The organism is Janthinobacterium sp. TPC_1, from assembly GCF_056037845.1.
In genome coordinates, this window is sequence record NZ_CP195157.1 from 2368351 (window position 1) to 2384908 (window position 16558).

The following is a 16558-nucleotide window of genomic DNA, read 5'->3' on the forward strand; positions in this document are numbered from 1 at the left end:
CCATGTGCCAACTTCTCGGAATGAATTGCAATGTCCCTACGGACATTGTCTTTAGTTTTACCGGCTTCGCCATGCGCGGCGGCCATACCGATACCCACCATGACGGCTGGGGCATCGCCTTTTTCGAGGGCGCCGGCGTGCGCCATTTCGTCGACCACCAGGCGGCCATCGCCTCGCCCGTGGCCGAACTGATCAAGCGTTATCCCATCAAGTCGCGCAATGTCATCGCGCGCACATCCGCAAGGCCACGCAGGGCCAGGTGGCGCTGGAAAACTGCCACCCCTTCGTGCGCGAACTGTGGGGCCGCTACTGGGTCTTTGCCCATAATGGCGATTTGAAGGAGTTCAACCCCGTGCTGACGGGCAGCTACCGCCCCGTCGGCTGCACCGACAGCGAACTGGCTTTCTGCTATCTGCTGCAGGAGCTGCATGCGCGCTTTGGCGATGCCCCGCCGACCTTGCCGCAGTTGCATGCGGCCCTGGCGGAGTTGTTGCCCGGCATCGCGGCCCACGGCACGTTCAACATGATGCTGTCGAGCGGCGCGGCGCTGTTTGCCCATTGCTCGACCAGCTTGCACTATCTGGTGCGACAACATCCGTTTCCAACTGCTAAACTCTCCGATGAAGACCTGAGCGTGGACTTTTCCCAGGTGACGACGCCCCAGGACCGCGTGGCCGTGATCGTTACCCAGCCGCGACGACGACGAATGAACAATGGACGGCGTTTGCGCCCGGCGAATTGAAATTATTTGTCGACGGGATGGTGCAAGAGACGCCAGTGGCCTAATTTGTTGACGACAATACGCTGGATTGCTGCCAAAATACCCACAGCGCGGGCGAAATTCAGCTAAAGTATTGTCAATAGTGAACCTTGATGCGGGCGCGGCGCGGCCGGTGTCACTCGACCTGATTGATGAAGAGTTAATGATCGATATTTCCAGCAACGACATCACCCCGAAACCCTTGCGCGTGCGCGAGTTCTATCTGGGGCGACAACCTATCCTTGACCGCAATCAAGCCCTGTTCGGCTATGAGTTGCTATTCCGCAACGCTCCGGTCGGCCCCGCCAACATTACCAGCGACCTGTCCGCCACGGCTTCCGTGATCGCCCACGCTTCCCAGCTGGGCATGGAAAAGGTCATCGGCGACGCGCTCGGTTTCGTCAACGTCGATGCCGACGTGATCATGAGCGACATCTTCGTCTTCCTGCCGCGTGAAAAAGTCGTGCTGGAAATCGTCGAATCGATGCCCGTCACGCCGGAAGTGCGCGCGCGCATCAGCGAACTGGTGGGCCACGGCTTCACTTTCGCGCTGGAAAACGTGGTGTCGGATACGGCGCAAGTGCAGGAATTGTTGCCGTTGGTGCAATATGTCAAGATGGACATGAGCAAGGTCGACCCGAAAGTGCTGGCAGCGCTGGCGCCCCGTTTCAAGCAGGAAAACAAGAAACTGGTGGCGGAAAAGGTCGAGACGCGCGAAGAATTCAAGTCGGGCCTGGACCTGGGCTTCGATTACTTCCAGGGGTATTACTTTGCCAAGCCCGCCATCATGACGGGCAAGAAATTGTCGCCATCGCAACTGGCCGTCATGGAGCTGATGACCCTGGTCACCTCCGACGCCGACAACATGGATATCGAGCGCGCCATCAAGCGCGACGTCTCGCTGGCCCTGAACCTTTTGCGTTTGGTCAATACGCCGGCCGTGGGCGCGCGCCAGCGCATCGATTCGCGCTGAGCCAGGCCGTGACCGTGCTGGGCCGCCGCCAATTGCAGCGCTGGCTGCAAATCATGCTGTACGCGGAGCCAAGCAAGCGCGGCCATAGCATGACGCCGCTGCTGATGCTGGCTACCACGCGCGGCCGCTTGCTCGAATTGCTCGCGCATAAGCTGCGCCCGAACCACGCCCATGCGGCCGATATCGCCTTTACGGTCGGCATCATGTCCCTGATGGATACCCTGTTCGGCGTGCCGATGTCGGAAATCCTCAGCCAGATCGAAGTGATCGACGAAGTGGCCGAAGCGCTGCTGTCGCGCGAGGGCTTCTACGGCGACCTGCTGCGCCTGGCCGAATGCATCGAGCGCATCGAAGACATGGAAGGCGAGATCGTGCCGACCCTGCGCGACCTGGCCATGTCGCCGGACGACCTGGTGGAGCTGGAAATGGCCGCCTACGAATGGAGCGATAACGTAGTCCGCTACGCTCTGTAGTTGGCACCTGACCAAACCTGCTGCGCGTCGGCATAGGCGGCTTGCGATGCTCACCGTACTAGAGTACGGCTCCGCTTCTCGGCCACCTCTTCCTTCCGCTCGCTACGGTTTTGTCAGGTGCTGAGACGTCGCGTATCTGCGGTGCTGTTCGTATTTTAAAAAGCCCTGCACGGCTTAGCCGTGGCAGGGCTTTTTTGCGCCGCTACGCGGCGGCGCCGGGCCAGTGCTTGTGCAGCTCGGGGTCGGTGCGCAGTTCCCACAGGGCCAGCACGACGACGGCGATGCCGACGATCAGCTCGTTCCACATGACGACGCGCTGATCGGCCAGCCGCAGGACCCATGGCGAGGCGGCGACCCAGACACCTACCAGCAGGTTGACGACGACGGCCCAAAAATAGGTCTTGTACAGGTCGAAGGCAGCCAGCACGGCGATTACCAGGCCCGAGACCAGGGCGTTGATCATCTGCGGCGAGCCTTCGGGATAGGAAAACGCCCAGGGCGAGACGACCAGCCACAGGCCCAGCAGCAGGATCACTTGATCTTGCCAGCGTTTCAGTTTGAAATTGGTTGCCATATTACCTCCTTAGCCAGTTAGGGAACGGGCCGGAGCGGGCATGCAGCATGCCGACCGGCATACTGCGTTAGTGCGCTGCGGCGCGCGATAAGTTCCGCGCGCCTTGTGCTTATCATGACAGGTTGGGCGCCAGCCAGCGTTCCACATCCTCGACCTTGGCGCCGCGGCGCTTGGCCATGTCTTCCACCTGGTCCATGCCGATCTTGCCGACGACGAAGTATTTCGACTCCGGATGGGCGAAATAGAAGCCGGAGACGGCCGCGCCGGGGAACATGGCATACGATTCCGTCAGCTGCATGCCGATTTCCTCGGCCTGCATGACCTCGAACATCTCTTTCTTGACCGTATGCTCGGGGCAGGCCGGGTAGCCGGGCGCGGGACGGATGCCGACATATTTCTCGGCGATCATGTCGTCGTTGCTCAAGTGCTCATCGGGCACGTAGCCCCACAAATCCTTGCGCACGCGCTCGTGCAGGTATTCGGCAAACGCCTCGGCCAGGCGGTCCGCCAGCGATTTCAGCATGATGGACGAGTAATCGTCGTGCGCGTCTTCGAAGCGCTTTTCATACTTTTCGATGCCCAGGCCGGACGTCACGGCAAACATGCCGATGTAATCCTTCACGCCAGATTCCTTCGGGGCAATGAAATCGGCCAGGCACTGGTTCGGCCGCTGCACGCCGTCGACCACGGGTTTTACGCCCTGCTGGCGCATGCCGTAATACGTGAACGCCACGCTACTGCGCGTATCGTCCGTGTACACCTCGATATCGTCGTCATTGACGCTGTTCGCCGGCAGCAGGGAGACGACGCCATTGGCCGTCAGCCAGCGTCCGTCGATGAGTTTTTTCAGCAAGGCCTGGCCTTCCGCGTACACCTTGGTGGCCGCGTCGCCCACCACTTCATCCGTCAGGATGGCGGGGAAGGGGCCCGCCAGGTCCCAGGTCTGGAAGAACGGGCCCCAGTCGATATAGTTGGCCAGGGTGGCCAGGTCGACATTTTTAAACACGCGGCGGCCGATGAACTTCGGTTTCACGGGCTTGCAGGCGCCATCGAAGGGCACGACCATCTTGTTGGCGCGCGCCTGCGCCAGCGGCAATATGGGCAGGGCCTTCTTGTTGGCGTGCTGCTCGCGGATGCGTGCATAGTCGAGTTCGATGTCTTCCACGTACTTGTCGCGCTGTTCCGGCGTCAGCAGCGATTGCGCCACGGACACGGAACGAGACGCGTCCGGCACGTAGATGACGGGACCTTCATAGTTGTGCGCGATTTTCACGGCCGTGTGGGCGCGGCTGGTGGTGGCGCCGCCGATCAGCAGGGGAATCTTGAGCATGCGGAAGTGTTCGTCGCGCTGCATTTCCTTGGCGACATACGCCATTTCTTCCAGCGACGGCGTGATCAGGCCCGACAGACCGATGATGTCGGCGTTTTCCACCTTGGCACGCGCGAGGATTTCCGAGCACGGCACCATCACGCCCATGTTCACCACTTCGAAGTTGTTGCATTGCAGAACGACGGTGACGATATTCTTGCCGATGTCATGCACGTCGCCTTTCACGGTCGCCATGATGATCTTGCCCTTCGGCTTGGCGACGATGCCCGTGCGTTTTTCTTCCAGCAGCTTTTCTTCCTCGATGAATGGAATCAGATGGGCCACGGCCTGCTTCATCACGCGCGCCGACTTCACCACTTGCGGCAGGAACATCTTGCCTTGGCCAAACAGGTCGCCGACCACGTCCATGCCGGCCATCAGCGGGCCCTCGATCACGTGGATGGGGCGCCCGCCATTGTGCAGCAGTTCCTGGCGTGCTTCTTCCGTGTCTTCCACGATGAATTGCGTGATGCCGTGCACCAGCGCGTGCGACAGGCGCTCCTGCACCGTGCCTTCGCGCCACGCCAGGGTTTGCGCCTCGGCCTTGCCGCCCGCCTTCAGCGTGCCGGCAAATTCGATCATGCGCTCGGTCGAGTCTTCGCGGCGGTTCAGCACCACGTCTTCCACGCGCTCGCGCAGTTCCGGGTCCAGGTTGTCGTACACGCCCACCATGCCGGCGTTGACGATGCCCATGGTCATGCCGGCCTTGATGGCGTGGTACAGGAAGACGGTATGGATGGCTTCGCGGGCGGGATCGTTGCCGCGGAAACTGAACGACACGTTCGACACGCCGCCCGAAATCTTCGCGTACGGCAAGTTTTCCTTGATCCAGCGCGTGGCGTTGATGAAGTCGACGGCGTAGTTGTTGTGCTCTTCGATGCCGGTGGCTACGGCAAAAATGTTCGGATCGAAAATGATGTCTTCCGGCGGGAAGTCCAGGGCATCGATCAATAAATGGTAGGCGCGGGCGCAAATCTCGATCTTGCGCTCGAAGGTGTCGGCTTGCCCTTTTTCATCGAAAGCCATGACGATCACGGCCGCGCCATAGCGGCGGCACAGTTTCGCCTGGCGCAGGATTCTTCTTCGCCTTCCTTCATGGAAATCGAGTTGACGATAGCCTTGCCCTGCACGCATTTCAAGCCCGCTTCGATGACCGACCATTTCGACGAGTCGACCATGATGGGCACGCGCGAAATATCGGGTTCCGAGGCGATCAGGTTCAAAAAGCGCGTCATGGCGGCCAGCGAGTCGAGCATCGCTTCATCCATGTTGATGTCGATCACTTGCGCGCCGTTTTCTACTTGCTGGCGGGCAACGGACAAGGCTTCGTCGTATTGCTCGTTGAGAATCATGCGCGCGAACGCCTTCGAGCCCGTGACGTTGGTGCGCTCGCCCACGTTGACGAACAGCGACTCGTCATTGACGACGAACGGTTCCAGGCCCGCCAGGCGCAAGTCGTGCGACAGGGCCGGCACGGTGCGCGGCGTATTTTTCGACAGCAACTCGCCGATGGCGGCGATGTGCTCGGGCGTGGTGCCGCAGCAGCCGCCCGCCATGTTCAAGAAGCCCGCGTCGGCAAATTCGCGCAGCAGGGCGGACGTATCGGCCGGCAATTCGTCGAAGCCCGTGTCGCTCATGGGGTTGGGCAAGCCCGCGTTCGGGTAGATGCAAACAAACGTGTCGGCGATCTTGGCCAGCTCTTCCGCGTACGGACGCATCAGGGCGGCGCCCAGCGCGCAGTTCAGGCCGATGGTCAGCGGTTTCGCGTGGCGCACGGAATTCCAGAAGGCGGGCACGGTCTGGCCCGACAAGATGCGCCCCGAGGCGTCCGTGACGGTGCCGGAAATCATCAAAGGCAGGCGCACGACGCCAGGGTTTTGCTCGTAGTACAGGTCGATGGCGAACAGGGCCGCCTTGCAGTTGAGGGTATCGAAAATGGTTTCCACCAGCAGCACATCGGCGCCGCCTTCCACCAGGCCCTGCGTCTGCTGCAGGTAGGCGGCCACCAGCTGGTCGAAGGTGACGTTGCGCGCGGCCGGGTCGTTCACGTCGGGCGAGATCGATGCCGTCTTCGGCGTCGGTCCCGGTCCCAGGGCGCCGGCGACGAAGCGCGGCTTGTCCGGGGTGGAATACTTGTCGCAGGCGGCGCGTGCCAGTTTTGCCGCTTGCACGTTCATTTCATAGGCCAGGTGGGCCATGTGGTAATCGTCTTGCGCGATCGTCGTGGCGCCGAAGGTATTCGTTTCGATCAGGTCGGCGCCAGCCGCCAGGTAGCGCTCGTGGATTTCCTGGATGATGTGCGGCTGCGTCAGGGTCAGCAGCTCATTGTTGCCTTTGACAAACAGTTCGCGCGCCCCGCTGTCGGCCGGCGCGGCGAAATCGATGAAGCGGCCGGCGGGGCCGCCACGGTAGGCTTCTTCGTCGAGCTTGTATTGCTGGATGATCGTGCCCATGGCGCCGTCGAGGATCATGATCCGCTGCGCCAGGATGGCGCGCAAGGTGGCTTCGGTCGGGGACATGGCGGGGATCACGGTATCGTTCATTTCATGCTTTCAATAGGCAAACGGGCGGCGGCGCGGCGACAAGACTTTACAAGGCGGTTGCGGGCCAGCAGGATCAGCTGACGGAGAGTTGCCGGCCGGGTAGGGCAGGCAGAAGGTGGCAATCGCCTGATTTCACCGGGTCTAAAATTATACGGCATCAGGCTGCTTTGGTTTTAAGCAAAAGCGGCCGTTCGCCCCACGGCAGGCCTTCTTGCAACACATCGCCTTGCGCCACGCCTGCTTCTGAAAATGACATTCCTGAAAATCTTACTCAAAACGTTAATTCTTCCAGCAAAGTTGCCGGGAAGATATGGCGTCTAGGCTGTGGAAAAATTTCCACATTATTTACGCCATGTCAGCATCTTTTTAATGAATCGAATGGCAATAGCTGCAAAGGAAAGTAATTTTGATTTCAGCCAATACAGAGTGAAGGGAATAATGCCCAGAATAAAGTTTGCCAAGCAGATATTTTAATTATTATCAAAACCAATTGAATCAAAAGCATTAATAGTTGTCTTTAGGAATCGAATTAACCCATAATATTGGTTCTTCGAAATTAAATTCTCACCAAAAGTCACCAATATGTCACATTTATTCCGTGTCCTCCCCGGCACCGCGCTGCACCAACATGGTTGCCAGCCATGAGAAACCATTTGCTAGTTGCATTGTTTGTCATGCTGGGCCTGTCCGCCTGCGGCGGCGGTGGCGGTGGTGGTGGCGACACGGTGGTGGCGACCACCTCGGGCACTCCCGCCCTGATTCCTGCCGTGACGAGCGTTTCGGCGGCGAATGTTGCCGTCGGCGGCAGTCTGGTGGTCACGGGCACGAATCTGAGCCGCGTGACGGCCTTCCAGCTGGGCGGCGTGACGCTTGCCACCAGCGCCGCCAGCGACACCAGCGTGACCCTGGCCATGCCGGGCGCGCCCGTGACGGGCGCCTTGAGTCTGGTCAGCGCCAGCGGCACGGCGGCCACCAGCTATAACGTCAATGTGTACCTGCCCTTGAGCGTGGGCAGTGTCGCGCCATTGACAGGCGGCGTCGGTTCCAGCGTGACGATCGCGGGCGGCGGCATGGGCGCCGTGACGGCGGTACAGTTCGGCAATGGCGCGGCGGCGGCGCCGCAAAGCCAGACGGCCAGCAGCGTGACCGTGGTGGTGCCTGCGGGCGCAGCGACAGGCGCGCTGACGGTGCGCGGGCCGTACAACGATGTGGCCAGCAGCGACCCGTACACGGTCCTGGCCAGCGTGGCGGTGACGTCGATCACGTCGGCCGTCAATGGCGCGACCTTGTCGGTGACGGTGCAGGGCAGCAATCTCGACCAGGTCAGCTCGGCGACGGTAGGCAATACGCCGGCCGTCATCGTCAGCGCCAGTGCCAGCCAGCTGCTGCTGTCTGCGCCAGCCTCGGCAACGGGTAACGTGATGCTGTCGGCCGCTGCGCGCATCGCCGTGAATGCGGGCACGGTGTCGACCTTTACCCTGGGCAACATTGAATTTGCGCAGGTCATGAATCTGAACGCCAGCAATATGGCCTTGCGCTTTGACGCGCAGCAAGCCGGCCGCCGTGCGCGTGTCCGTGCTGGCCGCGCAAGCAGGCCTGGCCAGCCCGGCAGTGACCTTGAATGCGACCGCCGCCAATGGCAGCAACCTGGGCAGCATCACGATGACGGGGCCGGCGCTCTTGCCGACGGCGAAAAGCGATTACAGTTTCAACGGCAATTTCAGTGCCGTCCTGCCTGCTGGCTGGATCTTGCCCGGCGTGCGCGTGCGCGTGACGGCCGTCGGCAATGACGGCGTGCAAGTGAGTCAGGAAGCGGCGCCCGTGGTGGCCAGCCTGGCCAGAATCCGTTTGGTACTCGTGCCCCTGAGCACCGATGATGGCGTGGCGCAACTGCCTGACGCCGAGGTGATCCGTGCTGCGTTGCTGCGCGTGTATCCGTATGCGACGGAAAACATCAGCATCACGACGCGTGCGGCCCTGAGCATTCCGGGCAGCAGCACGGCCGACAGCTGGTGGAGCGATGCCCTGGGCAAACTGGAAAGCAAGCGCGCGCTGGAAGACAGCGGCGCCTATTATTATGGTTTCGTGCCGAGAATGTCCGCCACCCGCGCCGCCGGCCTGGCCTATATCAACCAGCGCAGCAGCGGCAACGACTTCACGTCGGCCATCGGCCTGGATGCGCGGTTCAACAGCATCGCATCGGTCGATCCCTTCGGTAACCAATGGCCTGAATGGCTGACCACGCTCGTGCATGAGCTGGGCCACAACCACTCGCTGCAGCACGTTGCCTGCGGCGGCCCGGCCGGCGCCGCCGTCGACTACCCGTATGCGGATGGCAATCTGGGCCCGCAGCCTCTGTATAACAGCGACTATGCGGGCAGCATTGGCCAGCTGAGCAAGGCAGTGTATGGCGGCACGCCGATGAAGGATGTGATGAGCTATTGCAGCGGCGCCTGGTTCTCCGACTACAGCTATGCGCGGGTGCAGCAATTCCTGGACAAACGCAGCACGCAGATCACGGGCAGCAATGTGCTGGCCGCCAGCATGTCCGTGGCCGAGAATGGCTACCTGACCATTTCCGGCCGCATCACGCCGGCCGGCGTGGCCTTGCGCCCGGCCGTTGCCTCGTCCGCGCGCATCGGTGCGGCGGCCAGCGGCAGCGGCCAGGCATATACCCTGCGCGTGCTGACAGCGTCGGGACAGACTATCGACTTGCCTTTTGATGGCGTCTCCGTGGCTGACCATGGCGGCAACGCCATGAGCCATTTCCGCGTCAGCTTTGCCAATCCGGGCGACATCAGCGACGTGCAAGTATTGTCAAAAGGTAAGGCTTTAGCCAAGCTGGAGCGCCCGGCGCGCCGCAGCAGGGCCGCCGCCAACGATGCCACGTTCGATGCGATACAAAGCGGCGGCAAGCTGGCGCTGGCCTGGAATGCCGATGCGGAACCATACGCCGCCGTGCTGCACGTGGCCGCCGATGGCCGCAAGACGGTGGTCGCCAGTGACTTGACGGGTGGCAAAGCCAGCGTCGACGTCAGCGCCTTGCCGGCCGGCGGCCGTTTCGAGGTCAGCCTGTCGTCGTCCGTCGGCGCACGCCTGATGAAGGTGCAGCGCCGCTAAGCCAGCGGGCTGGATGTAAAAAGGGCTTGCCGCGGCAAGCCCTTTTTTTATGGCGCCAGGTTCTTAAACGAAACGCTTGCCTTCGAGCGGGAAGCCCTTGATGAACTCGGCTGCGGGCAAGCGCTTGCCGCCCGGTTTTTGCAGTTCCGTCAGGCGCAGCGAGCCATTGCCGCAAGCGACGACGATGCCGTGCTGGGCGTCGGCCGCCAGCACCTGGCCCGGCGCTTCCTTGCTGTCCGCTTCGAGCACGTCGGCGGCCCAGATCTTGACGGTCACGCCATCGACCTGGCCGCAGGCGCCGGGAAACGGATTGAAGGCGCGGATTTTCAGGCCCAGTTCCAGCGCCGGCTGGCTGAAATCGAGCGCCGCCTCGTCCTTGGCGATCTTTGCCGCATAGGTCACGCCCGCTTCCGGCTGCGGCACGGCTTCCAGCGGCTGCTGCTGCATCTTGCGCAGGGTCTCGACGATCATCTTGCCGCCCAGTCTGGCCAGCTTGTCGTGCAGGGTGGCGGTGGAGTCGCCCGCCTCGATGGGGACGCGTTCGATGGCCAGCATGGGGCCCGTATCGAGGCCTTCTTCCATCTGCATGATGGTCACGCCCGTTTCATCGTCACCCGCCTCGATGGCGCGGTGAATCGGTGCCGCACCGCGCCAGCGCGGCAGCAATGAACCGTGGATATTGATACAGGGTTTGATGTCGAGCGTGCTGCGCGGCAAGATCAAGCCGTACGCCGCCACCACCATCACGTCGTAATCCGTGGCCAGCAGGCGTTCGTGGGCCGCCTTTGCCTCGGCGGCGCGCTGCGGGTCCTTGCTGTCCATGCGCAGCGACAAGGGCTGCAGTACCTCGATGCCGTGCTGCAATGCATATTGCTTGACGGCCGAGGCGTGCATCTGCATGCCGCGTCCGGCTGGGCGGTCTGGCTGGGTCAGCACCAGCGGAATGTCAAAACCCGCTTCGTGCAAGTCTTTCAGGGCCGTGGCGGCAAATTCAGGCGTGCCTGCGAAGATCACTTTCATATGGTTCCTTGACGTGAGGTGCGCAGGCCCGCGCCGGAGGCGCCAGGCTGGCATGGTGTTACGGTCAGTCTATCAGCAGTGCTGCAAAAACTCCTTTAACACCTTACAAAACCGTAGCGAGCGGAAGCGAATTGTGGCTGAGAAGCGGAACTGTGCTTGAGCACAGTGAGCATCGCAAGCCGCAAGTCGCGACGCGCAGTAGGTTTGGTCAGGTGTTATCAGAAACGGCGGTTCTGCGCACGCAAGCTCGCTTCGCGCTCGAGACCACGGATTTCCTTGATCATCTTGGTCTTGATGCGGTTGCGCTTGAGCGGCGACAGGTATTCGACGAATACCTTGCCCAGCAGATGATCCATCTCATGCTGGATGCAGACAGCCAGCAAGCCATCGGCTTCCAGTTCGAACTGCTTGCCGTGGCGGTCCAGGGCGCGCACCTTGATGCGGGCCGGGCGCTCGACGCCATCGTAGACGCCAGGCACGGACAAACAACCTTCGTCGTAGACCTGCTTTTCTTCGCTGGCCCAGGTGATTTCCGGGTTGATGAACACTTGCAGCTGGTTTTTCTCTTCGGTGATGTCGATCACCATCATCTGGATATGCTCGTCCACTTGCGACGCGGCCAGGCCGACGCCGGGGGCGTCGTACATGGTTTCGGCCATGTCGTCGATCAGGGTTTGCAGGCGCGCGTCAAATTCGGTGACGGGCTTGGCGACCGTGTGCAGGCGAGGATCGGGGTAACGCAGGATATTTAATATGGACATACGGATTCGACTGGTTAAGGTGGGCGCCGGTGCGCCTGATTATTCATGCCTGGGCCATGCGGACGATGGCAGGGCTATTTTATTTTTGAGTACGCTATGGTCGGGCGCGTATGGCGCAACGGCGCGGCAGATGCGTTTGCCAGTGCGCTATTCGTTTGCTGCAAAGGGAAATTTTATCACAGACACCCATGGCCCTGTGGATGACGGGCCGTTTTGCGCCGCCATTGCACGCATCCTTGCGCGCGTCGGCATCGCGCGCCTGCCATGGCGCTAGCATGGAATGGCACAGTACACAGCGAGGTTGTCATGCATGCAATTGCAACAACGGCGGACACGGCCACGGAACTGGCGGGCTGGCTGCGCCTGCAGCATCTGCCCGGCGTGGGCCCGGTGGCGGCACGCGCCTTGCTGGCCCGCTTCGGCTTGCCGCCGGATATCTTTGCCGCGCCGTTCGAGGCCTTGCGCGAGGTGGTGCCGGCCGGCGTGGCGCGCGCCATCGTGCAGGCGCCCAAGCCGCTGGCCAACAGCCAGCTGGCGCTCACCCTGCAATGGCTGCAGCGGCCCGGCAATGCCGTGCTGACCCTGGCCGATGCCGCGTATCCGCCCCTGCTGCTGGAAATCGCCGATCCGCCGCTCTTGTTATATGTACGGGGGCGCGCGGAACTGCTGGCGCGCCCTGGCGTGGCCATCATCGGCAGCCGCAATGCCAGCGCGCAAGGCATGCAGAATGCGGCTGCGTTCGCCCAAGCGCTGAGCGCCGCGGGCCTGACCATCATTTCCGGGCTGGCGCTCGGTATCGACACGCATGCGCACGAGGGCGGCTTGCGCGGCGCGGGCGGCACGGTGGCCGTGATCGGCACGGGCGCCGATCTGGTGTACCCGCGACGTAACCTTGATCTGGCGCAAAGAATCGCCGAACAAGGCTGCATCGTCAGCGAGTACGCGCTGGGCTTGCCGGCCATGCCGGGAAACTTTCCGCGCCGCAACCGGCTGATCAGCGGCGGCCTGGCGCGCGGCGTGCTGGTGATCGAGGCGGCGGCGCAATCGGGTTCCCTGATCACGGCGCGCCTGGCCGGCGAGCAGGGGCGCGACGTGTATGCCTTGCCCGGCTCCATCCATGCGACTTTGGCCAAGGGTGCCATGCCATGCGCTCATCAAGCAGGGCGCCAAGCTGGTCGAGTCGGCCGATGACGTGCTGCAAGAGCTGCAGTGGCTGGGCGGCGTTCCTCCAGTGCGGCCAGCGGTGGCAGACGAACCGCCGCTCTTGGCCGCGCTGGGCCACGATCCCCTCGATGCCGATACGCTGGCCGCGCGCAGCGGCCTGGCCATGGGCGCGCTGATGGGCGAATTGCTGGCGCTGGAGCTGGCCGGCCTGGTGGAACGCTTGCCGGGAGGACTGTTTCAACGCTGCAAATGACAGCTTGTCACTTGTGTGGCGGCCTTGCCGCACGGGGGCGCTTTGTCGGTGTGCGCCCTTGTGTCTTAGCGAACTTAGCTGCTAGAGTAGAGCCATGTTCGATATCCTGGTGTACCTCTACGAGACTTACTATCGCCCCGATGCCTGCCCCGAGCCGGCAGTCCTGGCGCGCAAACTGTCGGCCGTCGGTTTCGACGACGTGGAGATTTCCGAAGCGCTCGTGTGGCTGACGGACTTGAACGCCATGGCCGGTGCCGAGCAAACCCTGACGGCCAGTTCCACCGGCACGCGCTTCTACGTGCAGCAGGAAAGCGACGTGCTGGGCACGGCCGCCATCGGCTTCATCCAGTTTCTGGAAAGCGCCAAGGTGCTTTCGCCGCTGCAGCGCGAAATCGTCATCGAACGGGCGCTGGCGCTCGACGAGGCGCCCGTGTCCCTGGGCAAGCTGAAAGTCATCGTGCTGATGCTGCTGTGGAGCCAGGGCAAGGAACCGGACGCCTTGATGTTCGACGACTTGTTTGTCGACGACGAAGATCTCCCGCCGCGCCTGCTGCACTAGTATACAAACACCCCTGGCCGCACCTGGCGCCGCTGCCGCGCCATCTCCCTTACTATATGCTGCGGCACCGCGCACGCCAGACCATTGTGTTTGCGCCTGCGCATTCTTGCTTGCAGATAACTTGCCGAATTCTTCAATAGGCGCTTATCATTGGCCGCTTGACAAGACCACAAGTCACAAGGCCTTGCGCAGACAAAAGCGTCGGCGCCTGGCAATGCACTGTATGATGCGCATGCTGAAACTATCCTAGAGCATTTTTCGAGACTAAAAAATATGACAAAAACCCTCATCATCGCCGAGAAGCCTTCTGTCGCGAACGATATCGCGAAGACGCTTGGCGGCTTCACCAAGCACGATGAGTACTTTGAATCGGATGAATACGTCCTGTCGTCGGCGGTCGGCCACTTGCTGGAGATCGCCGTGCCGGAAGAATTCGACGTGAAGCGCGGCAAATGGAGTTTCGCGCACTTGCCGATGATTCCACCGTATTTCGCGCTGAACCCGATCGCCAAGACGGAAGCGCGTCTCAAAGTATTAAACAAGCTGATCAAACGCAAAGACGTTACCACCCTCATCAACGCATGCGATGCGGGGCGCGAAGGCGAGCTGATTTTCCGCCTGATCGCGCAAAACGCCAAGGCCAAGCAACCGGTCAAGCGCCTGTGGCTGCAGCAGTCGATGACGCCGGGCGCCATCCGCGACGGTTTCTCGCACCTGCGCAGCGACGAAGAAATGCTGCCGCTGGCCGACGCGGCCCGCTGCCGTTCGGAAGCAGATTGGTTGATCGGCATCAATGGCACGCGTGCCATGACGGCGTTTAATTCGAAAGAAGGCGGTTTTTATCTGACCACCGTGGGCCGCGTGCAGACGCCGACCTTGTCCATCGTCGTCGAACGCGAAGATAAAATTAAAAAATTCGTGCCGCGCGACTTCTGGGAAGTGCGCGCCGAATTCGTCTGCGCGGCCGGCATCTATGAAGGCCGCTGGCTCGACACGAAGTTCAAGAAGGACGAGAACGACCCCGAGAAGCGCGCCGAGCGCCTGTGGAGCAAGACGGCTGCCGACTCGATCGCCACCGCTTGCCGCGGCCGCCAAGGCATCGTCACGGAAGAATCGAAACCGACCACCTCGATGGCGCCGGGCCTGTTCGACCTGACCAGCCTGCAGCGCGAAGCGAACTCGCGTTTCGGCTTCTCGGCCAAGAACACGCTGGGCCTGGCCCAGGCACTGTACGAAAAGCACAAGGTATTGACGTATCCGCGTACCGATTCGCGCCACCTGCCGGAAGACTACATGCCGACCGTGCTGCAGGCGCTGGAAACGGTCAAGGACAACAGCAACTACCACCAGTTCGCCAAGCAGATCATCGACAAGGGCTGGGTCAAGCCGAACAAGCGCATCTTTGACAACACGAAGATCTCGGATCACTTCGCGATCATCCCGACGACGATCGCGCCAAAGAATCTGTCCGAGCCGGAACAGAAATTGTACGACCTGGTCACACGCCGCTTCATGGCCGTGTTCTTCCCGCCTGCGGAATTCCAGGTCACCACGCGCTACACGGAAGTGTCCGGCCATCAGTTCAAGACTGAAGGCAAGGTCATGACCAATCCGGGCTGGCTGGCCATCTACGGCAAGGAAGCGCGTCGACGGACGCGGACAAGGAAAGCAATGGCAACGGCAACCTGGTGCCCGTCGCCAAAGGCGAGAAAGTGCAGACGGAAAGCGTCAACGCGAATGGCCTGGTGACCAAGCCGCCCGCGCGCTTCACGGAAGCGACCTTGCTGTCGGCCATGGAAGGCGCCGGCAAGCTGATCGACGACGACGAGCTGCGCGATGCGATGGCCGGCAAGGGGCTTGGCACGCCAGCGACGCGCGCGGCCACCATCGAGGGCTTGCTGACGGAACGCTACCTGATCCGCGAAGGCCGCGAACTGATTCCGACGGCCAAGGCGTCGCAGCTGATGACTTTGCTCAAAGGCCTGGGCGTCAATGAATTGACGGCGCCGGAGCTGACGGGCGAGTGGGAATACAAGCTGTCGCAGATGGAAAAAGGCAAGATTTCGCGCGAAGAATTCATGCGTGAAATCGCGCAGATGACGCAAATCATCGTCAAGCGCGCCAAGGAGTACGATAACGATACGATTCCCGGCGACTATGCAACCCTGGAAACGCCATGCCCGAATTGCGGCGGCGTGGTGAAGGAAAACTATCGCCGTTTCGCCTGCACCAAGTGCGAATTCTCGATGAGCAAGACACCGGGTTCGCGCCAGTTCGAAATCGCCGAAGTGGAGCAATTGCTGAAGGACCGTACCATCGGCCCGCTGCAAGGCTTCCGCTCGAAGATGGGCCGTCCGTTCGCCGCCATCCTGCGCATCGTGCGCGATGAAGAAATCAAGAATTTCAAGCTGGAATTCGATTTCGGCCAGAACGACGAGAGCGAAGATGGCGAAGGCGTCGATTTCACGGGCCAGACGCCCGTCGGACCTTGCCCCAAGTGCAATGCCGGCGTGTATGAAATGGGCCTGGCCTATGTGTGTGAACACAGCGTTGCCAAGCCGAAGACATGCGACTTCCGCAGCGGCCGCATCATCTTGCAGCAGGAAATCTTGCCGGAACAAATGGCGAAACTGCTCAACGATGGCAAGACGGACTTGCTGCGGGCTTTGTCTCGCAGCGCACGCGCCGTCCGTTCAAGGCTTTCCTCGTACGGGGCAAGGATGGCAAGGTGAGCTTCGAGTTTGAAGAGCGCAAGGCCAAGCCGGGCGCCAAAGCGAAGGCGGCAGCCGTTGAGGCCGACGGCGAAGAAGGCGCGGCGCCAGCGAAGAAGACGGCCGTCAAGAAGGCTGCCGTGAAGAAAGCGCCGGCGAAGAAGGCCACGGCCGTGAAAAAGCCGGCTGCCAAAAAGGCGCCGGCGAAGAAGGCGGCCGCGGCCGAGTAATCCGGCGCCAGCCAGAAAAAAGCCAGGGATTTCCCTGGCTTTTTTTAC

General features: G+C 61.7%; 6 protein-coding genes and 5 pseudogenes. 7 read left to right on the forward strand and 4 right to left on the reverse strand.

From position 1 onward, the window contains the following. Positions 1-2: 2 nt before the first annotated feature. Both ACQVLG_RS11630 and ACQVLG_RS11635 read left to right on the forward strand, forming a co-directional pair. A pseudogene (locus ACQVLG_RS11630) lies at positions 3-786 on the forward strand (class II glutamine amidotransferase). A gap of 137 nt (positions 787-923) precedes the next feature. Next, positions 924-2206: pseudogene (locus ACQVLG_RS11635) on the forward strand (EAL and HDOD domain-containing protein). A 202-nt stretch (positions 2207-2408) separates the two neighbouring features. Here the strand turns inward: ACQVLG_RS11635 and ACQVLG_RS11640 are convergent. Both ACQVLG_RS11640 and metH read right to left on the reverse strand, forming a co-directional pair. After that, on the reverse strand, positions 2409-2780 hold the full coding sequence (locus ACQVLG_RS11640) for an SPW repeat protein (protein WP_474294644.1): 372 nt from the start codon (positions 2778-2780) through the stop codon (positions 2409-2411). 112 nt (positions 2781-2892) lie between these two features. Further along, positions 2893-6668, reverse strand: a pseudogene (gene metH / locus ACQVLG_RS11645) (methionine synthase). Between the two features lie 677 nt (positions 6669-7345). Here metH and ACQVLG_RS11650 point away from each other — a divergent pair. Further along, positions 7346-8482 (forward strand): IPT/TIG domain-containing protein, encoded by a 1137-nt coding sequence (locus tag ACQVLG_RS11650; RefSeq protein WP_474294646.1) that lies wholly within the window; start codon positions 7346-7348, stop codon positions 8480-8482. A 1393-nt stretch (positions 8483-9875) separates the two neighbouring features. Here ACQVLG_RS11650 and fmt read toward each other — a convergent pair. After that, complete coding sequence (gene fmt / locus ACQVLG_RS11655) at positions 9876-10832, reverse strand: methionyl-tRNA formyltransferase (RefSeq protein WP_474294648.1); 957 nt, start codon at positions 10830-10832, stop codon at positions 9876-9878. Between the two features lie 218 nt (positions 10833-11050). Next, entirely contained in the window at positions 11051-11593 is a 543-nt protein-coding gene (gene def / locus ACQVLG_RS11660; protein WP_076568288.1) for a peptide deformylase, read from the reverse strand. On the opposite strand from def, the gene ACQVLG_RS11665 reads away from it, so the two are divergent. The 4 genes and pseudogenes from ACQVLG_RS11665 (at position 11586) to ACQVLG_RS11680 (ending at position 16510) form a co-directional block, all read left to right on the forward strand. Continuing rightward, entirely contained in the window at positions 11586-11867 is a 282-nt protein-coding gene (locus tag ACQVLG_RS11665) for a hypothetical protein (RefSeq protein WP_474294650.1), read from the forward strand. The two genes, def and ACQVLG_RS11665, sit on opposite strands and share 8 nt — an antisense overlap. Before the next feature lie 32 nt (positions 11868-11899). After that, positions 11900-13010: pseudogene (gene dprA / locus ACQVLG_RS11670) on the forward strand (DNA-processing protein DprA). A gap of 94 nt (positions 13011-13104) precedes the next feature. Then, on the forward strand, positions 13105-13569 hold the full coding sequence (locus ACQVLG_RS11675; RefSeq protein WP_070222738.1) for a Smg family protein: 465 nt from the start codon (positions 13105-13107) through the stop codon (positions 13567-13569). 273 nt (positions 13570-13842) lie between these two features. Next, positions 13843-16510 (forward strand): annotated as a pseudogene (locus tag ACQVLG_RS11680) (DNA topoisomerase III). Positions 16511-16558 lie beyond the last annotated feature (48 nt).

Excerpts from the sequence above, each read along its gene's own strand:
- ACQVLG_RS11665 (WP_474294650.1), top strand. The coding sequence starts at position 11,586 with ATGGACATACGGATTCGACTGGTTAAGGTGGGCGCCGGTGCGCCTGAT.
- ACQVLG_RS11640 (WP_474294644.1), bottom strand. The coding sequence starts at position 2,780 with ATGGCAACCAATTTCAAACTGAAACGCTGGCAAGATCAAGTGATCCTG.
- ACQVLG_RS11675 (WP_070222738.1), top strand. The coding sequence starts at position 13,105 with ATGTTCGATATCCTGGTGTACCTCTACGAGACTTACTATCGCCCCGAT.
- fmt (WP_474294648.1), bottom strand. The coding sequence starts at position 10,832 with ATGAAAGTGATCTTCGCAGGCACGCCTGAATTTGCCGCCACGGCCCTG.
- def (WP_076568288.1), bottom strand. The coding sequence starts at position 11,593 with ATGTCCATATTAAATATCCTGCGTTACCCCGATCCTCGCCTGCACACG.